We start from the raw sequence: 21,927 nt of genomic DNA, 5'->3' as shown, positions 1-21,927 counted from the left end.
TTTCTGATAAGAAAAGAGCACCATGTTGGTGCTCTTTGTAAAAAATGTAATCTAATTAATGCTTTAGAAGCTACTTAACAAGTTGGCCGGTAGTAAAGAATTTAAACTGCCACGACGAAGCAATTCAGCCGCTTTTTCGATATCAGGGGCAAAGTAACGATCGACAGCATAAAAGCTGACTTCGGCACGCAATAAAGCCTTGGCCTTTTCGACCGCCGGTGAGCCTTTAAGTGGTGCACGGAAGTCGATGCCCTGAGCTGCGGCCAGATACTCAACGGCCAATACGCCTAAGGTATTTTCTGCCATATCAGTTAAACGACGGGCGGCAAAAGTTGCCATCGACACATGGTCTTCCTGATTAGCAGAAGTTGGTAAGCTGTCGACAGAAGCCGGATGCGCCAGAGATTTGTTTTCTGAAGCCAAGGCTGCTGCTGTCACCTGAGCAATCATAAAGCCGCTGTTTACACCGCCGTTATTGACTAAAAAAGCCGGTAATTTGCTTAAATGTGAGTCAATTAAAAGCGCCATACGACGCTCAGAAATAGCACCAATCTCGGCAATAGCCAAAGCCAGATTATCTGCTGCCATAGCCACAGGTTCGGCGTGGAAGTTACCGCCAGAGATAATGTCATTTTCAGCCGCGAACACCAGCGGGTTGTCGGTGACACCGTTGGCTTCGACTAACAACACTGAAGCGGCAAAACGGATTTGCGCTAAACAAGCGCCCATCACCTGGGGCTGACAACGCAAGCTGTAAGGGTCTTGTACTTTTTCACAGTTTTTGTGGGAGTCTGCAATTTCTGAGCTTTCCCCTAATAAATGACGGTAAATCAGAGCGGCATCGATTTGACCCTGCTGACCACGTACTGCATGAATGCGGGCATCAAAAGGTGAACGGCTGCCCATAGCGGCTTCGACGCTCATGGCGCCAATCACAGCACCTGCTGCATACAGATCTTCAGCGCGGAATAAACCTTCCAACGCAAAAGCTGTAGAGGCCTGAGTACCGTTTAATAACGCTAAGCCTTCTTTCGCGGCCAGAGTAATAGGCTCTAAACCCGCAATAGCCAGGCCTTCTTTGGCAGAGTATATCTGGCCAGCAATACAAACTTCGCCTTCACCAATTAATGGCAGCACCATATGGGATAAAGGCGCTAAGTCGCCTGATGCACCGACCGAGCCTTTTTTCGGAATACAAGGATACACACCGGCGTTAACCAACTGAATTAAGGCGTTGATCACCAGCGGGCGTACTCCTGAATAACCACGGGCTAAGGAGTTAATTTTCAGTACCATCATTAATCGTACTGTGCTGTCGTCCATCAGATCGCCAAAACCAGCAGCGTGTGACAGCACTATAGAGCGCTGCAGTGTTTCCAGTTTGTCTTGTTCAATCTTGGTATTAGCCAATAAACCGAAACCGGTATTGATGCCGTATACAGTGCGGTTTTCCGCGACAATTTTTGCTACTGTAGCAGCGGATGCTTCAATAGCAGGCAAAGCGGCCGGGTCTAAAGTGATGGTTACGGCATGTTGGTGCACCTGACGTAGCTGCGCCAGAGTCAGTTCACCCGGAGTGATGGTTAAAGCGTAAGTCATGTTCTTGTCCTTCAAATTAGTTCTGGTTGATCATCGGCAGATCAAGACCTTGTTCACGGGCACAGTTTTTTGCTATGTCATAACCTGCGTCGGCATGGCGCATCACACCAGTACCCGGGTCATTCCACAGCACCCGGCCTAACCGCTGTGCTGCCGCCTCTGTGCCGTCCGCTAAAATCACCACACCTGAATGTTGGCTGTAGCCCATGCCTACGCCACCGCCATGGTGCAACGACACCCAGGTTGCGCCGCCAGCCGTGTTGAGCAGAGCATTTAATAATGGCCAGTCAGACACTGCGTCTGAGCCATCCATCATGGCTTCGGTTTCACGGTTTGGACTGGCGACAGAACCTGAATCTAAATGGTCACGACCAATGATGATCGGTGCTTTTAGCTCGCCGTTTTTCACCATCTCGTTAAATGCCAATGCAATACGGGCGCGGTCTTTCAAACCAATCCAACAAATACGGGCTGGTAAGCCCTGGAACTTAATACGCTCCCGAGCCATATCCAGCCAGCGGTGTAAATGCGGATTATCGGGGATCAACTCTTTAACTTTGGCGTCTGTTTTGTAGATATCTTCCGGATCGCCAGACAGCGCCACCCAGCGGAATGGGCCTATGCCTTCACAAAACAGAGGACGGATATAAGCAGGCACAAAACCCGGATAATCAAAAGCGTTTGCCACACCCATATCGAGTGCCATCTGGCGGATATTATTGCCGTAATCCACGGCGATAGCGCCTTTACTTTGCATATCCAAAGTCGCTTTCACCTGAATCGCCATCGCAGCTTTCGCGGCTTGCACTACTGCAGTTTCATCTTCAAGACGACGCGCTTTAGCCTGTTCCAGAGTCCAGCCTTGGGGCAGGTAACCATTGAGTGGATCGTGCGCTGAGGTCTGGTCGGTGACGACATCAGGAATAATGTCGCGGGCAACTAATTCCGCGAAGATATCTGCTGCATTACCCAACAAACCGATAGAGGTGGGTTTACCTGCTGCTTTGGCCGCCTCTAATTGGGCCAAGGCTTCATCCAGGTTGTAGGCTTTTTGGTCGACATACCCAGTGCGCAGACGGAAATCGATACGGGACTCGTCCACTTCACAGGCAATCATATGAAAACCTGCCATAGTGGCGGCCAATGGCTGAGCGCCACCCATGCCACCTAAACCGCCGGTTAAAATCCATTTGCCTGAAGGTTCACCGGCAAAATGTTGTTTGGCAATGGCGACAAATGTCTCGTAAGTACCCTGAACTATGCCCTGAGTCCCAATGTAAATCCACGAACCCGCTGTCATCTGGCCATACATCATCAGGCCTTGTTTATCCAGCTCGTTAAAGTGCTCCCAGTTGGCCCAGTTCGGTACCAGGTTGGAGTTGGCCAGCAAGACGCGAGGTGCATCCGGGTGAGTCGGGAATACACCAACAGGCTTACCGCTTTGGATCAATAAAGTCTGGTCGTCGTTTAATCTGTCCAGCACTTCGATAATTTTGTCGTAACAAGCCCAATCACGGGCGGCACGGCCTATGCCGCCGTACACCACTAAAGAGGTTGGGTGCTCGGCCACTTCAGGGTCGAGGTTATTCATCAACATACGTTTGGCGGCTTCGGTCTGCCAGCTTTTGGCGGTAATTTCGCTGCCGCGGGCGGCGCGGATCACCCGGCTTGGGTCTAAACGTGGATTGCTCATAGGGTTATCTCTTTAAGTCTTAGGGTGGATAGTCAGGTGCCCGCCTAAACGATAGCGGCTGCCTGCAGAGGTCAGATAGGCAAAACTGACAGCGCCACCCCGGCTAAAGGTGCGGCGTGTCAGGCGTAAACAAGGTTCTGAAGCTGGTATTTTTAGATGCTGGCGGGTTAGTTCATCCGGCAATACGGCTTCGACTATATGCTCGGCATCGGTTAAAGGCGCCACCGCACTTAAGTATTCATGTGGGGTTTGCAGCACAAAATCCTGTGCCAAATAATCCGGCACTTGCTCCGGATTGACATAACGGGCTTCCAGTTGCAGCGGTTGCTGGTTCTCGTAATGCACAATTAAGGAGAAAAACACCGGCGCATTGCGGCTTAACCCCAAAGCAGTAGCAACCACGCCAGGGCAGGGCAGGCTGGTCAGTTGCACTAATTCTGCTTTATGAAAATGACCACGACGCTGAATTTCATCGGCGATATTGCGAATTTCCAGCAAAGAGGATTGCGACTTGGGTGACGCGACAAAACTGCCAACCCCCTGAGTGCGATACAAAACGCCTTGTTCAGTCAGTTCCTGCAAGGCACGACGTGCGGTCATGCGGCTGACGCCAAACTGAGTCGCCAGCTCGTTTTCTGATGGAATACGGCTATGTTCAGGCCAGGCCGCAGTTTCAACCTGACTCAAAATATAATCTTTGATGGTGGCAAACTTCTTTTGCCCGGCACTGTTGTCCATGGTTGTTTTACTACCTGAAGAGGAATGCAGAGAAAAATAGCTGAATTTGGTTGTATATACAAGTTGATCGGGTAGAATTAATTTCAGACCGATGAAAACAAAGCACAAGCCGTGCAGGGGAGTAAAATGCAAGTCTTTGATGCAATTTGGATTAATGTCAATTTAGCCACTATGACCGATAATGGTCAGCCTTATGGTGCCGTTACCAATGCTGCTTTAGCCATTAAAGACGGCCGTATTGCCTGGTTGGGTCCTAAAGCCGAATTGCCAGAAACCGATTTGTTATCAACCCCTTTATATGACGGCAAAGGCCAGTGGCTGCTGCCGGGTTTTATCGATTGTCATACCCATTTAGTCTATGCTGGCAGCCGCGCCAATGAATTCGAAATGCGCTTAAATGGCGCGACTTATCAGCAAATTGCTGAAGCGGGCGGCGGCATTAAATCCACAGTGGCTGCAACCCGTGCAGCTAGTCATGAAGAGTTATTTGTACTGAGTAAACAGCGTTTAAATGCCTTGTTGAGTCAGGGCGTGACTACGGTGGAAATCAAATCTGGTTATGGTTTGGATGTAGAGACAGAGCAAAAAATCCTCGAAGTCGCAGCAGAGCTTGATCGCACTCATCCAGTTGATATTCAGAAGACCTTTTTAGGTGCTCATGCCTTACCAGTGGAGTATGCCGGTCGGCCAGATGAGTATATGCAACTGGTGGTGAACGAGATGTTGCCGCAATTGCATCAACTCGGGCTGGTTGATGCGGTGGACGTATTTTGTGAAGGCATAGGTTTTTCGGTTGCGCAAAGCCGCTTGTTGTTTGAAAAAGCCAAAGCTTTGGCTTTGCCAGTCAAAGCCCATGCTGAGCAGTTATCGCATTTGGGCGGCGCCAGTTTAGTAGCTGAATTCAGTGGCTTATCTGCCGATCATATTGAATATTTGCAGGAAGAAGACGTGTTGGCGATGAAAACGGCCGGTACAGTGGCTGTGGTATTGCCTGGTGCCTTTTATTTTTTACGTGAAACCAAGCTGCCACCTGTTGAGCTCTTACGCCAGCATCAGGTGCCTATGGCTATCTCTACTGATTTAAACCCTGGAACTTCACCTTTCTGTCATTTGCCTCTGATGCTGAATATGGCCTGTACTTTATTCCGTTTTACGCCAGAAGAGGCTCTGGCTGGCGTGACCCGACATGCAGCCACCGCTTTAGGTATGACCGACAGAGGGACTCTGACTGTGGGACATAAGGCAGATTTTGGCCTGTACCAAATCAGCCAGCCTGCAGAGCTATGTTATCAGTTAGGTGTCAACAGCTTAACTCAGTTGGTCAAAGGTGGGCGCGAAGTCAATCTGCGTGGCCTGGGCTAACTTTACAAGGCAGAAAAACAGAGTAATCTTAAGATCTTATCTGATCTTTTGAGTGTTGGCTGTGTTGTCATCTCCCCGGTCTTGGTTATCTGTCGTAGTGTTGACCAGCTCTGCTCCTGCTTGGGCTCAGAGTGTGGCCAGCCAGCCTTTGTTTTATTGGGTTGTTTTATTAACTCTGCTGGTGCTGCTTCTTGCACTCTGGATTGTGTTATTAAAAAAACAACTGAAAGCACAGAAAGCACAAAGAGTTGGTGAAAAAGCCGCGACTGCCAACGATTTAGCGTTTTTATCCTTGCATGATGACACCAGTGGCTTACCAAACAAGCTGCAGTTACAGCAACAGTTTGAGCTTTGGTGTCGTAGTCACCCTAACCACAAAGCGTCCTTGTTACTGTTGAAAATTGAGAACTTTGAACAGGTGAATCAGGCTTTGGGTCACCAGAATGCCAATCTGGTGTTGGTACAGATAGCCCAACGTATTAATACCGCTGTGCAGTCGGATCAGGAATTGCTGGTACTGGAGCAACAAGACCAACAATACAGCAAAGTAGCGCATATAGGTGGGGTCGATTTTGTGCTTTGGGTGGATGCCAGTGTGCGTCAGCACGCTGCAGAGCAAATTGCCCGCCGACTGGAACATGCTGTGCCTGAAGCCTTACTGATCCATGGTTGTGCAGTGGAGTATCAGTTGAAAAGTGGTATAGCGCACTATCCGCAACATGGTGAATTGTTATCTGATTTGATTGAAAGAGCTCATCTGGCGATACAAAACCGGCATTGGGCGCACAGCAACTCGACGGTTTTTCATCCGGAGCTGATCAGCTACAACAACGATAAATTAGGGTTAATGGCTGAACTGCGCCATGCCATAAGCCAGCAGCAGTTAAAACTGCATATTCAGCCACAAATTGCGTTGAGCTCCCGTCAGGTGATCGCTGGTGAAGTGTTGGTGCGCTGGCATCATCCACGTCGCGGTTTATTGGGGCCTACAGAGTTTTTAGAACTGGCGGAGCAAATGGGAGTCATTTATCCGCTGACACAATGGGTGCTGGAAAAAGCAGTCATGATGCTGGCTGAATTGGCACAACAACAAATCCATTGCAAAATTGCAGTGAATATTTCCAGCAAAGATTTATTGCAGGATGAACTGGTCGATAGTTTAGAGCTGTTGCTTAAACGCTATAAAGTGCAGCCATCGCAACTGGTATTGGAACTGAAAGAAAGTGCTTTAGTCGCAGAGCCTGACAAAGCCATGCGGATGCTAAAACACCTGGCACAGCTTGGCGTAGAGCTGGCGCTGGATGATTTTGGTACCGGCTTCTCCTCGCTGGCTTATTTGCGTGAACTGCCGATCAGCCAGGTCAAAGTAGATTGCAGCTTTATTTTCGACTTACACCGCTCCGATACCCACACCGCTATTACCGGCGCAATTATTGATATGGCAAAAAATATGAATTTTATGGTGGTGGCCGAGGGCGTAGAACAGCCTGAAGTGGAGCAAAAGCTAATAGCGATGGGCTGTACCAGAGGGCAGGGCTTTTTATATGCCAAGCCCTTTGCGCTGGACGCCTTTCCTGATTGGGTCAAGCAGTGGAGCTACAGCAAGGCGACCTATTAAAGCTGCGCCTTACCAAACAAAAAGGCGCAGACCAGGGCTGTTAAAATTTGTCCTGCGTCGTTCATCCCAGCCGCTAAACCGGCAGGATGCTGAGCCGGGGCTGCTTCTGCCAGGTGCAGATACCGGCTTTGAGTCTGGCTTGCCAGCACATAGACAAAATGTTCAGCTTGTTGCACTGAGACACCACAGCTGTTGTAGGCGCTGACCGGCATACCGGTAATGGCATCTGTGTCCAGCTCTATACCAAACACCTGCTGTGGGTCGTGCTGGTTCAACCAGAGTTTCAGTAGTTCTGGCCAGGGGGCTTGCTGGCGTACAAAGAGTTGCTGATAACTGAATACATCCACACCAGCCTGTTTAATTTGTTCTAAAGAACTGGCGGAGTTTTTCAACTCATGCAAGCCCATCACCAAATACTTATCTAAATGGCCCTGAGCTTTGGCATAACTAAAGCCGTTGCCACTGTGACGACCTTCCAGTAAACGGAAGTCGGCATGAGGGTCAAGATTGATGCAGTTGACAGCTTGTTGCTGACTTTTTGCCAGAGCGCTAAGCAGCGGCAAGCTGTTGTTGTGGCCACCGCCTATCACTATAGGCGTCAACCCCGTATTAAAAATTGCCAGCAGCAATGGTTCTAAACGTAGATCAATCTCTGCACAGAGCTTGCGTAAAGTCGTTAGGTCCGCGGACTGACTCTGTTGCTGCAAATCGGCGCAGTTTAGTTCACCCAGCAGCAGTATCTGCGAGCCGTCTAAAAATTCATTTTGCTGTAAGTTAATAAATTTACGAATAAAAGCCTGCCAGCCCAGCTCGGCACCGCCCTGGCCTAAATTAGCGCGCGGGCCTATATCTTCCGGCACTCCCAACAGCACATAGAGACAACCCTGTTGCTTTGCTTTGATTAAAGCTTCAGCGAGCGGCAATGCCACATCAGCATAAAGCAGCATTTGTCCCAAACGGGTCTCACCATGCCGAACCTGTTGAAAGGCCGCCAAAGTGGCGGCCTGATAGCGGATTAAGGTATCACTCATCTGTTATTCCAGATCCAAAGGCTCGGGCGATAAAATAATGCCAGTGTTATCTGCATATAAATGATCGCCGGGTAAAAAGGTCACACCGGCAAAATTGACCGGGACTTCGTGTTCACCAAAACCTCTGTCATCAGCACCGACAGGAATGGCGTTCACCGCCTGAATACCAATATCAAAATCTTCCAGCGTATCGACATCGCGCACACTGCCATAACAAACAATACCTTCCCAGCCATTCGCTGCGGCCAGAGCCGCCAGCTCACCGTCGATTAAAGCACGACGGGAGGAACCACCACCGTCAATTAATAACACTTTACCTACGCCTGGTTCAGCCAATGCCTGGCGAATTAAACCGTTGTCTTCAAAGCATTTAATGGTCTGGATTGTGCCACCAAAGGAACGGCGACCACCGTAATTGGCGAAAATGGGTTCAACCACATCGATCATGTCGGCGTAAAGATCACATAATTCCGAGGTGTTATATTCCATAGTGTGCTCCAAACTTAAGTCTTTGATCAAAAACACAGTATACCCGTCTCACCTGAAGCTGCAAGGTCGTTGACAGCGCTCATTCGCCCCAATCACATAGTTTATCTATGCTCATGGGGACTCATTCGTCTGTCGCCTGCTTGCAACTTCAGTTGCTTAGGCTAATCACCCGTCTCACCTGAAGCTGCAAGGTCGTTGACAGCGCTCATTCGCTCGCTGCTTTTGTTGCTTCTGATTAGATCCAATGTCTTTGTCATTTTTATTATTCTTCGGTCGCCTGATTGTGACTCTGTATTGCCAGTGTTAAGGTGACTTTGCTAATTTAATTGAAGTTGTTTTTTCAGGATCCTGCCTTTGAACCCAGAGCTGTTAGCCCGAACCTTGTTGCACCTGACACAAATAGGGTTTGCCTTTACCCTGACCGCTTTGCTTTGGTATTTCTTTAAAGTCTATCAACGTAATTACCTGAAATCCTGGGCAATCGCTTTTAGTTGTTTTACTGCGTATGCCGCTTTTATTCTGGTTGAAGTATTCTGGCGTCCTGTGTTTGCCGCTGAGTTTTTCGGTTCGGCGGTGAAGTTTTTATACATCAGTTTTTGTTATGGTTTTGCGGTCTGGATTTTAGTAGGAGTGTATGAAGCCGTGAAACAGCAACGGCTGGCGTCCAGAACTGTAAACCAATTGCTGTTGCTGGTGACAGGCATAGCTCTGCTGTCCGTTACGTTATTTTTAGTGCTACCGCAGTGGCAGGATTTGACTTTGTATCTGCAATTTTATTTGCGTCTGGTATTAATCGGCCTGGCGTTGTGTGTAGCGGGTTGCTGGCTCTGGAGTTTAACCAAACGCATTTTTGCAACTAAAGTGGTCGCCAGCGCTATGTTGGCCTGGGGGCTATTATTTTTGGCCAGCGCCGGCTCCATCCTCTGGCATAAGACAGAGCAAGAATCTATTCAGATCGTGCTTTATTTTAAACATCTTGAACTGTTGGTGCAGGTGATTTTGGGCTTAGGTCTGATCATTTGGTTGCAGGAAGACGAGCGTAGTACAAACCAGCAACTGACCGCAAAAACTCAATACCTGGACAGCCACGACCCTTTAACCGGAGCATTAAACCGCGATGCTTTGTTGCGGGAACTATCGCTGCTGTTGCAGGCTGATACATCCATCACCTTGCTGATGATAGGTCTGGATAGCTTCAAAGTGGTGAACGAATCGGTGGGTTTAAAACAAGGCGATCGTATTTTGCGAGAAGTAAACCGCCGTTTTGAATCCTCTATTGTTAAACCCCGGCTGATAGCACGCACCGGTGGCGATATTTTTGCTTTGGTACTGGAGGACTGTAGTACAGACAGACAAAAGTTATTTGCGCTACAGCATCTGGAACAGTTGATTGAAAAACCCTTTACGACAGACAGTGGCCTGATCAAACTGACTGCCAGCATAGGTCTGGCTTGCGCGCCACAGCACGCCGTTGAGGCAGATATGCTATTACAAAAAGCCAATATTGCCTTTCATCATTGCAAACGTCAGCAGCAAAGATGCACCTTTTATCAACCTGGTATGGAAGAAGAGTCGGCCCGCTTACTGAGCCTGGAAAAAGATTTGTTATTGGCGTTGGAGCAAGACCAGTTTGTATTTTATTTCCAGCCACAGTGGGATCTGCGGGAACAAAAAATAGAGGCGTATGAAGCGTTAGTACGTTGGGAGCATCCGCAAAAAGGCTTGTTGATGCCCGGGCAGTTTTTACCTTTGGTTGAGCAGGTTGGCTTAAGTAAAGAGCTGGATTTATTGCTGCTGGAAAAAGCCGTCTGCACTTTGGCTGAATGGAGAAAACAAGGTATTCATATTCCGCTGGCGGTGAATATGTCGCCTGTGCATTTTCAGGTCGATGGCCTGAAAAGCCGAATTCAGCAGTTACTGTTAAAGTATCAGGTTTCGCCTGCTGTGCTTGAACTGGAAATTACTGAAAATACCGCTATGGGCGATATGGACAAGGGCTCGAATTATATTAATGAGCTGCAGCAAATGGGCATTCGCGTCTCTATTGATGACTTTGGCACAGGCTATTCCTCTTTGGGGTATTTACGCAAAATGCCGATCGACAAAATTAAAATAGACCGCAGCTTTGTCACTGAGATGGCGGCCAACGACTCAGATATGATGATCGTCAAAACCATGATCACCCTGGCGCATGGGTTGGGCAAACGTATACTGGCTGAGGGCGTTGAAACTGAAACCCAGTTGCAGTTGCTGCGTACTTTGGCCTGTGATGCGATACAGGGTTATCTGCTGGCCAAACCCCTACCCGAAGCCGAAGCTCTGGCTCTATTGAATGGTTGTGCTTTAACCCCGGGTTGATTATTTTTTGTCATGTGTTTGTCACTAAGCCACTTTAAGCTGCATAAGGTCAAATTCATACGACAGGTGGCTTATGTGGTTACAAAGGCTAGGCTCATGGGATCAGCGTTGTTTTCTTGCCCTGTTCAGCAAAAGCGAACGCAAACGTATCCATCAATTTAGTTTCTGGTGTTCAAAAACCGGTGACGGCCCTTTGTATCTGCTGTTAGTTGCTTTGTTGTTTGCGTTGGAGTTGACTCATGCTAGCGCCTTTACCGAATTGTTGCTGTTAAGCTTTGCTATTGAATTGCCTTTGTATTTACTGTTAAAAAACTCGATCCGCCGCCAGCGCCCCTACCAGTTGATGGCAGGCATGATGCAAGCCCATATTGAAGCCTCGGATAAGTTCAGTTTACCGTCCGGCCATACAGCCGCTGCTTTTGTGGTCGCCAGTACTGTATTGTGTTTTTATCCGGAGTGGGCCTGGTTAGGCTTTAGCTGGGCGGCCTTAATTGGCTTGTCCCGTATTCTGTTAGGGGTACATTTTCCGCTGGATATTCTGGCTGGTTCGTCTTTAGGTGTGTCCAGTTGTCTGATGGCGCAACAAATCCTGCATTAACTCTGCAATTTTTACTAAATATTTCATGGTTGACGCAGTAAAAGCCTGCTTGCTTTGCATTCCCTCTCTATAATTAACAGTAATTTTCATATCCCCAACCGATTCAACTGCTTGTGCAGTATTTTTGGAGTTCTCTTCTATGACTTTTTTACGTCAGTTCTCAATACGTCAGCGTTTACTACTCAACGCTATTACAGTGGCTGTAGCCATGTTAATTATGTTGGGGTTGTTGCTGTTCCAAAGTCATCAACTGACCACTCTGGCCCAACTCCGGCTTGAAGTGGAACAACTAAACCTGAATGTTCTGCAGCTCAGACGCAGTGAAAAGGATTTCTTGTTACGCTCAGATCTGGAGTATCAGCAAAAGTTTAATCAAACCGCAACCGAACTGGAGCAGAAAGCGACCTTGTTAGCCGAAGGACTGCTGGCGCAGGGCATAGACACGGCGCCGCTGAACTCCTTTACTGGTTTTACCAAAAGTTATCAGCAGTTATTTAATCAACTGGTGCAATTATCAGAGCAGGTAGGGCTGGACCCTCAGTCTGGTTTGTATGGTGAGTTGCGCTCTAAGGCCCATGCGCTGGAACAGGCATTTAAAAACAGTAATGACTTACTTCTGACAACGCAGTTATTGCAACTACGCCGGGCGGAAAAAGATTTTATGCTGCGGCTGGATATCAAGTATCTGGACAGCTTTAACACAGGTTTCGCGCAATTTCGTAATCAAATTCAAACGAATATCAGTGACAGCGCGCAAGCGTTACAAATGCAGCAACTAGCCGATGCTTACAGTGTGGCCTTTGCCCGTTTAGTGGAGGGAGAGCAGAACATTGGTTTGGCACATGATCAGGGCCTGATGGGACAAATGCGTCAGGCTATTCATCAAACCGAAGAAAGTCTGGATTTAATGTCAAAACAAACTGAAGAGGCGGTTAAAAAAGCCAGTGCAGCCAGTCAGACATTGGCGATCAGTTTGTTTGTATTTGTTCTGGTGCTGGTCATAGTGCTGGTACTGATGACCAGTAAGAGTATTTTGCTGCCTATTCAAAAAGTCTGCGCCACTATAGGTTTGGTGCGTAAAGACAATGACTTCCGCTTGCGTGTGACTGAAGATGGTCAGGACGAAATGACCCGGTTAGCTCAAGATTTTAACCATATGTTGTCGGACGTGCAGGAGTTGGTCAGTAATGTCAATCAGGCGTTAGAAATGTTGGATCAGGCCACTCATGAGCTGGCGAAGTCGACCGCACAAACCAGCAAAGGCATGGCACAACAGCAAATGGAAAGTGACATGGTGGCGACCGCAGTCACTGAAATGGGCGCTACGGTGGATGAAATTGCTGTCAATACCGAAAACACTGCGGCGAAAGCTCAGGATACCAATGCCAATGCTTTGTCGGGCTTAAAAGAAGTGGAGCAAACCGTAAGCCGGATCAATGCTTTATCGCAGGAACTGCAGCAAGCTTCAGTGGTTTTGGCCGAGCTGGAGAAGGACAGTGCCACTATAGGCTCGGTGCTGGATGTGATCCGCGCTATCGCTGAACAAACCAATTTGCTGGCGTTGAATGCAGCCATTGAAGCGGCCAGGGCAGGTGAACAAGGCCGGGGTTTTGCTGTAGTAGCGGATGAAGTCCGCAGTCTGGCGCAGCGCACTCAGGAGTCGACAGGCCAAATTGAACAGATTATTTCCGGCTTGCAGCAACGCACCAAAAACATCGTGGCAGTGATGCAAAATTGTCAGAGCCAAGGCAAAGAAAGTGCCAGTCAGGCCAGTTCTACCATTGAGTTGTTGCGGCAAATTACCAAGGATGTTGGGCTGATCATGGATATGACCACCCAAATCGCGACTGCTGTGGAAGAGCAAAGTTTAGTGGCGGCTGATGTAAATAAAAATGTGGTTCGTATTCGCGATATTTCGGAGGACTCACTGAGTATTTCTAAGCACAACGCCCAGATCAGCGAAGAAGTGGCCAGTCAGGCCAGTATGCTGCATCGCACCGTTGATAAATTTAAGGCCTAAGGCTGAAATGAAAAGACGGTCAGTCTTGATTCTGCTGCTGGTTGTTGCAGGGTTGAACAGTCCTGCAGCAGCCGGACCTGATTTACTGGTGGTGACCGAACCTATGCCCGTTTTTCAGCAAATAGAAAATGGGCAGATAGCAGGAGCTAATACCCTGTTGGTGCGTCGAATTATAGCTGAAGCAGGTCTTACCGCTGAGTTTCAGATGTATCCATGGGCCAGGGCCTACAGTCTGGCGCTGAATCAGCCCGATGTACTGATTTATGGGATAGCGAAAACTAAAGAGCGTGAGAGGTTGTTTCACTGGATTGGACCGCTGGCTGCTTTCCAGCTTGGTTTTATCCGGTTGAAAACGAATAGCAAAGCTGCCGTCAAGCAACTAACCCAAGCCCGGGAGCTGACGATAGCGGTGCAGCGGCAAGACAGTACCTATGATTTTCTGGCAGCACAAGGTTTTGTGGAAGCGAAGCAATTGGTGGTTGTGGCTGATGCGGAGCAAAGCTGGTTGCTGCTGGCCAATGGCAAAGTTGATTTGATTGTCGACAACCCGGTATTGCTGCCCGCGTTGGCGCGCACCACAGGCTTAGCTGAAAGTGCGTTTGAGGTCACTTATTTAATTCCTGAGCTGGCACTTCAGGCTTATCTGGCAGCCAGTATCAAGACTAAACCAACCAAAATTAAGCAGTTACAACGGGCTTATCTGCACGTGATGCAACAGGCCAACAAGGCAAATTAAGAAATCTGTTTAATACTAAGCTGCACTTCACGGTTGCTGTTGGCTTGTTTTAAGCGCTCTAGATAATCGGCCCAGAGTTCATGTTGCCCAGCCGCCAGTTTGGCCAGATAAGCCCAGCTATACAAACCTGTCTGATGGCCATCATCAAACACCAGTTTCACCGCATACTGACCCACAGGCACTATCTGCAGGATAGCTACGGCTTTTTTATGGCTGACCAATACGGGTTTACCGTGGCCTCGCACTTCAGCCGAAGGCGAAAACACCCTTAAGAATTCAGCGCTTAACTGACACTGCTGGCCGTCGGCAAATTTGACGTCCAGCAGTTTGCTTAAGCGATGATAATGCAGCACAGACACTTGTGGTGTGCTGCTCACAGGGGGTTGAGTCTGTGCTGTCATAAGGTGTCCGGCGGTTTAAGAGTTATAAAATAAAACGGCTTAAATCTTCGTCTTGCACCAAAGCGTCCAGGTGCGAGTCGACGTAAGCTGCGTCAATCACGATCTGCTGACCACTGTGGTCTGCCGCATCAAAAGACAACTCTTCCAGCAACTTTTCCATCACCGTATACAAGCGGCGGGCGCCGATGTTTTCAGTGCGCTCGTTCACTTGCCAGGCCGCATTAGCGATGCGTTTAATGCCGTCAGCGGCAAAACGCACCTGCACCCCTTCGGTCGCCAGCATCGCCACACTTTGTTCGGTCAACGAAGCCTTAGGTTCCGTCAGAATACGTTCAAAGTCATTGGCAGATAAAGCATCCAGCTCAACACGAATAGGTAAACGGCCTTGCAATTCAGGCACTAAATCTGATGGTTTCGCCATCTGGAACGCGCCTGAAGCGATAAACAAAATATGATCAGTTTTCACCATGCCGTGTTTGGTGTTGACAGTGCAGCCTTCGATAAGCGGCAGTAAATCACGTTGCACCCCTTCACGCGACACATCAGGGCCGCTGGTTTCACCACGCTTACAAATTTTGTCGATTTCATCAATAAACACAATACCGGTTTGTTCAACAGCGTCCAAAGCCTTCAGTTTCAGCTCTTCCGGATTGACCAGACGGCTGGCTTCTTCTTCCACCAGTTGTTTAAAGGCGTCTTTAATTTTTAATTTGCGGCTTTTTTTCTTATCCGCCCCTAAGTTCTGAAACATAGACTGCAGTTGAGAGGTCATTTCTTCCATGCCCGGAGGCGCCATAATTTCCACACCCAGCACAGGAGCTGCTAAATCAATGTCAATTTCTTTGTCGTCCAACTGACCTTCGCGTAACTTTTTACGGAAAATCTGCCGGGTGTTGCTGTCCGACTCGCTTGGCTCAGCTTTGCCCCAGGCATCACGGGCTGGTGGTAATAAGGCATCCAGAATACGCTCTTCCGCCGCTTCTTCAGCCCGGAATTTGTTTTTTGCCACTTCCTGTTCACGGAACATTTTTACCGCGCTGTCGGTTAAGTCGCGGATAATACTTTCCACTTCTTTGCCGACATAACCGACTTCGGTGAACTTAGTCGCTTCCACTTTGATAAAAGGCGCGTTGGCCAGTTTGGCCAGACGGCGGGCAATTTCAGTTTTACCTACACCAGTTGGGCCTATCATCAGAATATTTTTAGGCGTCACTTCCTGGCGCAAAGCAGGGTCGAGCTGCATCCGGCGCCATCTGTTACGCAGTGCAATGGCCACTGCTCTTTTGGCGTTGGCCTGACCAATAATATGGCGGTCCAGCTCGTGGACTATCTCTCTTGGGGTCATATCAGACATGCAAATTACCCTTACAATTCTTCGATGGTCTGGTGATGATTGGTATAGACACAAATATCACCAGCTATGGTTAAGCTTTTTTCCGCAATTTCACGGGCGCTGAGTTCAGTGTTGGCCAACAGTGCTGTGGCCGCAGCCTGAGCAAAAGGTCCACCACTGCCTATAGCGATTAAGTCATGTTCTGGCTGGATCACATCGCCGTTGCCTGTGATGATCAGGGAACAGTTGGCATCGGCCACAGCGAGCAAAGCTTCGAGTTTGCGCAGCATACGGTCGGTGCGCCAGTCTTTCGCCAGTTCGACAGCAGCGCGCATTAAATGGCCCTGATGCATCTCAAGTTTGGCTTCAAAACGTTCAAATAAAGTAAAAGCGTCGGCTGTGCCGCCGGCAAAACCAGCCAGCACTTTGCCATGGTACAAACGGCGGACTTTGCGGGCATTGCCCTTCATCACGGTATTACCCAGCGAAACCTGGCCATCACCAGCAATAGCAACATGGCCATTGCGGCGTACAGAAACAATAGTGGTCATCAGAAGCCCTTTTTGGCTGAAGAAAACAGATTAGCAAGGAGATAAGGGTGGGGACGCAAATTTTCAATACCCTTCGTACTTGAAGCTGCAGCTTTGTTGCCTGCGTGCTCTCGCCCCAGTTGTTTGTAGGTCTATGATGGTTGGTATGAACTGCGAGTTCTCGCTTCAATCCAATTGCACATAGGTGAACTATGCTCCTGGGGGCTCACGCACTTGTCGCCTCCCTGCAACTCCAATTACTTTGGGTATACTTGGGTATAGATATGAAGATGTTTAAGTAGCGTTCGCTATGCGGCATTCAGCCACTCTTTGGCGCATCAAGCGACTTTTATCGCTTTCGGCCTGACGTTTACTGCTGTAAGGCCCTAAAGTGACGCGGAAAAACACGCCATTTTTGCCTTCAATGCGCCGCACTTCCGAAGGGTAACCGGCAAAAGCGACTTTGGCTTTCATTTGCTGTGCTGTTTCAATAGCGCGATAAGTGCCACAAAACATTAAAAACGGCCCTTTGGCTTCCAGCTCTTCTACCTGCACCTGAATTTCTTTGTTTTCCAGCTCTTTAATGTACTGATAAGGCTCGGCTGCTGGCTTGGGGGGTAACTCGTCTTTTTTCGCTGTAATAGCAGGAGTTACCGCGTCATCCACCGGAGTTTTTTGTGACAAATGGTATAAAAACCATACAAAACCAATGACTAACACGCCGACAGTTATTACTAACGGCCAGGGGAAAGGTTTGACTGTTTTGGTATTCTTTTTGGGTCTGGGAGCGGCCCGACCTGCTTTGACATAATCTCTTTGTGGCATCTTCACAACTAAGGACAACTGGCCTGATGTCCCGCATTCTACTGCAGTTTTGTTAAAAAGAAATGATTAATTCAGGTCTTGCGGGTCTACATCCAACTGCCATTTTACTTTACGGCTTGATGACCAGCGGCTGATGTCACTCAGCACCGAGTCCAGACTTTGATGCAATTGTTTCCTGTCTTTGGCAAAAAGCTGAAGTTGCCAGCGGTATTTGCCCGCCTTGCGTTCCAGCGGACAAGCCAACGGGCCAAGCAGTTGCACTTGTGGCCAGTTTTTATAATGCTCTGCCACTTTTTGCAGCCATTCTTGGCAGAGATCCAACTGGTGCGCTTCTACTCTGAATAAGGCCAGGAACATAAAAGGTGGCAAAAAGGTTTGTTGTCGCTCTTTTAATGCGCTGCGGGCAAAAGAGGCGTAACCGTTTTGGATCACGTCCTGCAACAGGGCGTGACCGGGATAATGGGTTTGCAGCAGCACTTTTCCTGGCTGTGAACCGCGGCCAGCGCGGCCCGATACCTGGGTTAATAACTGCGCCAATTGCTCAGGCGCCCTGAAGTCGTTGCTGTATAAGGCAGAATCGACATCAATAATCACTACCAAACCTACATTGGGGAAATGATGGCCTTTGGCCAGCATCTGAGTGCCTAAAATAAGCTGAGGCTCACCTTGTAAGATCTGATCCAACGCCTGCTGTAAGCTGCCTTTGCGTCTGGTGCTGTCTCTGTCTAAGCGGGTGACGGTGTGCGCGGGGAATAGCTGCTGTAACTGTTCTTCCAACTGTTCAGTGCCTTGGCCTACAGGGGCCAACTGAGTGCTACCACAACCCCCACATTGATGTGGCACGCCTTTAGTGGCGCCACAATGGTGGCAGACCAACTGACGGCTTTGTTTATGAAAAGTAGTAAAAGCACTGCATCTGTGGCATTCGGTCATCCAGCCACATTCATGACAAATAAGAGCTGGCGCAAAACCACGGCGATTTAAAAACAGCAACACCTGCTGGCCGAGTTTTAAATGCTGTTCGATACGCTGTCGGGTTAAACCCGCCATACCAAACATCATTTGTTGTTGTTTTAAATCCACCAACTCCACTGTCGGCATCAATTGGCCTGCAGCGCGGTCGGGTAATTCCAGATGAGCAAAACGACCTTGTTGCACATTGGCAAGGCTTTCTAAACTGGGTGTGGCTGAGCCCAATAAAATAGGGCATTGCTGGATCGAAGCACGTTTAATAGCTAAGTCCCGGGCGTGATAACGAAACCCCTCTTGTTGCTTAAAAGAGTGATCGTGCTCTTCATCAATGATCAATAAATCGAGCTTTAAAAAAGGTAAAAACAAGGCGGAGCGGGTACCAATTACTATAGCCAAATCACCGGTTTGGCAGCGTTGCCAGACAGTAAAACGCTCAAGGTCGGTCATATTGGAGTGCCAGACGCCCACAGGCACTGCAAAACGTTGTTCAAAGCGGGCTAAGGTTTGTGGTGTTAAACCGATTTCAGGCACCAACACCAGTACCTGCCCACCGGCTTTGGCCACCGGGCTTATGCTTTGCAAATACACTTCGGTTTTGCCTGAACCTGTCACCCCTTCCAGTAAAAAACAGCTAAAACTGCCCAGTGCTTGTTGCACTGCTGTCACAGCCAAAGCCTGCGCTGGATTTAAAGGTAAGGATTTTTGCTGCTCAGCCGCCGTTTGATAAGGACCATACAAAACTGGCGTTACGTGAGCCCAGCCTTGTTCAACAAAATACTGCAGCTCTTTGCGCTGAAAATGCTCAAGTAACTGGGTTTCTGTTTGAGGCTGCTGCAGTTGTTGCCATAAGGCCAGCCGTTTTTTCGCCGCTTTAAACTGCTCTGCAGTTAAATGCTGGCCGGCTTCGGTCAGGCTATAACTATGGCCTTTGACCGGATCAGCGTTTTTGCCATCCCGCAGTAAAGCGGGCAGGGCACTGGTCAGTACATCGCCTAACGGGTGATGGTAATAATCGGCAGCAAAACTCAGAAGTTGCCGGATAGGGGCTGCTAAGACCGGGGTTTGATCTAAAACCTGAGTGACAGTTTTCAGTTGAGTCACGTCATAGCTGTCGCTGGGGTTCAGTTGCCAGACAATTCCTATCAGCTCACGTTTGCCAAAAGGCACCATTACACGGCAACCCGGGCTGACCTCTGTGTCACAAAGGTAATCAAAATGCACCCGAAGAGGTATAGGTAAGGCCACCCGCACTACTGTCACAGCTAAATTCCACCTGTTTTATCAATAAATTAGTTTAATGATTGGGAAACAACAAAGCCATTAAAAATAAATCAGCCATTTTGTTGAAACTTTAAGCCCTAGCCATTAAACTACGCGCCCTAATTTAACTGAAATTGCGTATGGTGTCTGACAACAGTTGATCAGATAGCGATACGGCCTAACGAGGTAACCCATGAAACCAAGTATCCACCCGGAATACAAAGAAATCACTGCAACTTGTACTTGCGGTAACTCTTTCAAAACTCACTCTACACTGTGCAAAGACATCCACCTGGACGTTTGCTCAGCTTGCCACCCTTTCTACACTGGTAAGCAGAAAGTGTTAGACGTAGGCGGCCGTGTTGACCGCTTCAAAAAACGTTTCGCAGTACTGGGCGCCAAGTAAGTTTAGGCATCAGTCAAAAAAGGCACCTCGGGTGCCTTTTTTACTTTTGGGGTCATGCCTTAAATATTGAATCCACAAACTGATCCAACATTCAAGACCAGACCCTCTTTCATAATAAGCCCAATACTATATATTAAACATATAGTTAACTTCTGGCTGTGATTATGATTGGTACTTTCTTTTTTGGCGAGTGGCAGGTAGACCCCAGTGCCAATACGCTGAGGCTTGGCAAACAGCTGATCCAGCTTGAACCTAAAGCTATGGATGTGCTGGTGTTGTTATGCCAAAAGGCCGGAGAAGTACTGAGTAGCGACGAGATTGTCAGCATTTGCTGGCCTCAGGCTGAAGTGGGCGATAACCCGCTGCATAAAATTATCACCCAAATTCGTAAAGCTCTTGGCGACAGCGCTACTTCCTCTACTTATATTGAAACCATTCGTAAACGTGGTTACCGCACTTTAGCTCAGGTCACTTTCCCGCTGGGGCAGGAACAGAGCGCCACACCTCAAAGCTGGCAGGGTGGTTCACCTTTTCCGGGTTTACAGGCGTACGATGCCCGTTATGCCAAAGTGTTTTTTGGCCGTGGCAGTCAAATTGACACCTTATTGGAACGTATAGCGCAGCAAGTGCAATACGGCAGAGCCTTTTGTTTAGTCTTAGGCCCAAGCGGCAGCGGCAAATCTTCGTTAATCAATGCTGGCGTAATGCCAAATCTGATGCAAAACAGCGGCTACAACGGCGTCAAGGTAGAGTCGTACAGCAGTCTGGATTTAGCCGATCTAACCCCAGGCCAATTATTGATGCAACTGGCAAGTACCTTGCTCGACTGGGAAGTTGCAGACCAGCCGGTATTTGACGGCTGCAGTGCCGAACAGCTGGCAGATAAATTACAGCATCAAATGGACTGGGTGCTGCAAAGCTGTAAAAAAGCGCTTCAAAATCATAGCCAAAACGAAAGCAAATGCCGTTTTGCCATTTTTATCGACCGGCTTGAAGTGCTGTTGTCTTCGCCGCTGTTTAGCGAAGAAGAAAGGTTGCAGTTTATCGACCGGATGGAACAACTGGCCACTTCAGGTTTAGTGCTGGTATTAAGTGCCTGTCGTAACGAGTTTTACCCTTTATTGGTTACCTATCCCAGTTTGATGGCAGGCAAAGCCCGTGGTGCGCATTTTGACTTAGCACCGCCCGGCAGAGCCGAACTTTTACAAATGATCCGCTTACCCGCCATAGCCGCCAATTTAAGCTGGGATTTAGATCCAAACACCGCAGTACCACTGGATGAGTTGTTATGCAGCGAAGCCGCCAGCAACCCCGATGCTTTACCTATGCTGCAATACACCTTGCAGGAATTGTATTTACAGCGCAGCGACAGCAATCAGCTGCTGTTTTCTGTCTATAAAAACTTAGGTGGTATTGAAGGTGCTATAGGTAAAAATGCCGAGCAGGCCATAGCCCAGTTAAGCATCGCAGAAAAAGACAGCTTACCCCGCGTGCTCTCTTTACTGGTGACGTTACGCGAAGACGAACAGTCCATCACCAGCCGTACAGCACTCTGGCAACAATTACAAAATGACGCTGAACGCGCTTTGGTACAAGCTATGGTGGAGCATCGTTTATTTGTCTCCCACCTGCAAAACGCTGTGCCCTGTTTTAGTGTGGCACACGAAGCTTTATTAAGGCGCTGGCCAAGAGCAACAGCCTGGATAGCAGAACATCATCAAAGTTTAAGTGTAAAAAGCCGCTTGCAGCATTTAACCAAACGCTGGCTGGCCGAAGATAAACACAGCGCTTATTTATTGGCCGACGGCAAACCTTTAGCTGAAGCCCAGCAACTGGCACAAAACGGCTTTTTTACTTTAGATGCCAATGAACAAGCTTTTATTTTGGCTTCAGGCAAAAGAGCCAAACTGCTGCGCACCAGCAGACGCTTTACCTTTGCCTTACTCTGTGTACTGACT

The 21,927-nt window shown here is 48.5% G+C and carries 18 protein-coding genes; 8 read left to right on the top strand and 10 right to left on the bottom strand.

The window, feature by feature from the left end; all coding sequences use genetic code 11:
* Nucleotides 1-63: 63 nt before the first annotated feature.
* The 3 genes from hutH to hutC are packed head-to-tail and all read right to left on the bottom strand — an operon-like array spanning nt 64 to nt 4,030.
* Complete coding sequence (gene hutH / locus SD53_RS14955; RefSeq protein WP_046520997.1) at nt 64-1,599, bottom strand: histidine ammonia-lyase; 1,536 nt, start codon at nt 1,597-1,599, stop codon at nt 64-66.
* Nucleotides 1,600-1,615: 16 nt separating this feature from the next.
* Nucleotides 1,616-3,292 (bottom strand): urocanate hydratase, encoded by a 1,677-nt coding sequence (gene hutU / locus SD53_RS14950; RefSeq protein WP_046520996.1) that lies wholly within the window; start codon nt 3,290-3,292, stop codon nt 1,616-1,618.
* Between the two features lie 12 nt (nt 3,293-3,304).
* Entirely contained in the window at nt 3,305-4,030 is a 726-nt protein-coding gene (gene hutC, locus SD53_RS14945; protein WP_046520995.1) for a histidine utilization transcriptional repressor HutC, read from the bottom strand.
* Between the two features lie 126 nt (nt 4,031-4,156).
* Between hutC and hutI the strand changes: the two genes are divergently transcribed.
* Both hutI and SD53_RS14935 read left to right on the top strand, forming a co-directional pair.
* Nucleotides 4,157-5,392, top strand: a complete 1,236-nt coding sequence (gene hutI, locus SD53_RS14940) for an imidazolonepropionase (protein ID WP_046520994.1) — start codon at nt 4,157-4,159, stop codon at nt 5,390-5,392.
* A 133-nt stretch (nt 5,393-5,525) separates the two neighbouring features.
* On the top strand, nt 5,526-7,010 hold the full coding sequence (locus SD53_RS14935; protein WP_241481820.1) for a putative bifunctional diguanylate cyclase/phosphodiesterase: 1,485 nt from the start codon (nt 5,526-5,528) through the stop codon (nt 7,008-7,010).
* On the opposite strand, the gene SD53_RS14930 is transcribed toward SD53_RS14935, so the two are convergent.
* The gene (locus tag SD53_RS14930; RefSeq protein WP_046520993.1) at nt 7,007-8,041 is read right to left on the bottom strand and encodes a formimidoylglutamase; all 1,035 of its coding nucleotides are present in this window, start codon (nt 8,039-8,041) and stop codon (nt 7,007-7,009) included. The two genes, SD53_RS14935 and SD53_RS14930, sit on opposite strands and share 4 nt — an antisense overlap.
* 3 nt (nt 8,042-8,044) lie before the next feature.
* The gene (gene rraA / locus SD53_RS14925) at nt 8,045-8,530 is read right to left on the bottom strand and encodes a ribonuclease E activity regulator RraA (protein WP_046521033.1); all 486 of its coding nucleotides are present in this window, start codon (nt 8,528-8,530) and stop codon (nt 8,045-8,047) included.
* Between the two features lie 354 nt (nt 8,531-8,884).
* Between rraA and SD53_RS14920 the strand changes: the two genes are divergently transcribed.
* The 4 genes from SD53_RS14920 (at nt 8,885) to SD53_RS14905 (ending at nt 14,242) form a co-directional block, all read left to right on the top strand.
* On the top strand, nt 8,885-10,888 hold the full coding sequence (locus tag SD53_RS14920) for a putative bifunctional diguanylate cyclase/phosphodiesterase (protein WP_046520992.1): 2,004 nt from the start codon (nt 8,885-8,887) through the stop codon (nt 10,886-10,888).
* A 73-nt stretch (nt 10,889-10,961) separates the two neighbouring features.
* On the top strand, nt 10,962-11,486 hold the full coding sequence (locus SD53_RS14915; protein WP_046520991.1) for a phosphatase PAP2 family protein: 525 nt from the start codon (nt 10,962-10,964) through the stop codon (nt 11,484-11,486).
* Between the two features lie 139 nt (nt 11,487-11,625).
* A complete protein-coding gene (locus SD53_RS14910; protein ID WP_046520990.1) occupies nt 11,626-13,506 on the top strand; it encodes a methyl-accepting chemotaxis protein in 1,881 nt (626 codons plus the stop codon).
* Between the two features lie 7 nt (nt 13,507-13,513).
* A complete protein-coding gene (locus SD53_RS14905) occupies nt 13,514-14,242 on the top strand; it encodes a substrate-binding periplasmic protein (protein ID WP_052749403.1) in 729 nt (242 codons plus the stop codon).
* Here the strand turns inward: SD53_RS14905 and SD53_RS14900 are convergent.
* The 5 genes from SD53_RS14900 to priA form a co-directional block, all read right to left on the bottom strand.
* Nucleotides 14,239-14,619 (bottom strand): gamma-butyrobetaine hydroxylase family protein, encoded by a 381-nt coding sequence (locus tag SD53_RS14900; RefSeq protein ID WP_206539953.1) that lies wholly within the window; start codon nt 14,617-14,619, stop codon nt 14,239-14,241. The genes SD53_RS14905 and SD53_RS14900 overlap by 4 nt on opposite strands.
* A 46-nt stretch (nt 14,620-14,665) precedes the next feature.
* A complete protein-coding gene (gene hslU / locus SD53_RS14895; protein ID WP_046520988.1) occupies nt 14,666-15,997 on the bottom strand; it encodes an ATP-dependent protease ATPase subunit HslU in 1,332 nt (443 codons plus the stop codon).
* Nucleotides 15,998-16,008: 11 nt separating this feature from the next.
* Nucleotides 16,009-16,527, bottom strand: coding sequence for an ATP-dependent protease subunit HslV (hslV, locus tag SD53_RS14890; RefSeq protein WP_046520987.1), 519 nt, complete (start codon nt 16,525-16,527; stop codon nt 16,009-16,011).
* Between the two features lie 273 nt (nt 16,528-16,800).
* Nucleotides 16,801-17,349, bottom strand: a complete 549-nt coding sequence (locus SD53_RS14885) for an SPOR domain-containing protein (protein WP_241481818.1) — start codon at nt 17,347-17,349, stop codon at nt 16,801-16,803.
* Nucleotides 17,350-17,397: 48 nt separating this feature from the next.
* Entirely contained in the window at nt 17,398-19,563 is a 2,166-nt protein-coding gene (priA, locus tag SD53_RS14880) for a primosomal protein N' (RefSeq protein ID WP_046520985.1), read from the bottom strand.
* Nucleotides 19,564-19,756: 193 nt separating this feature from the next.
* Here priA and rpmE point away from each other — a divergent pair, with 193 nt between their 5' ends.
* On the top strand, nt 19,757-19,969 hold the full coding sequence (rpmE, locus tag SD53_RS18385) for a 50S ribosomal protein L31 (protein WP_082101889.1): 213 nt from the start codon (nt 19,757-19,759) through the stop codon (nt 19,967-19,969).
* A gap of 164 nt (nt 19,970-20,133) precedes the next feature.
* Nucleotides 20,134-21,927: nSTAND1 domain-containing NTPase (locus SD53_RS14875; protein ID WP_046520984.1), on the top strand; the 1,794-nt coding region annotated here is incomplete at its 3' end.

The organism is Rheinheimera mesophila (assembly GCF_000986865.1).
Taxonomy (GTDB): Bacteria; Pseudomonadota; Gammaproteobacteria; order Enterobacterales; family Alteromonadaceae; genus Pararheinheimera; species Pararheinheimera mesophila.
The sequence above is the reverse complement of the archived record's forward strand: the minus strand, read 5'-3'. Positions and strand labels throughout refer to the sequence as shown.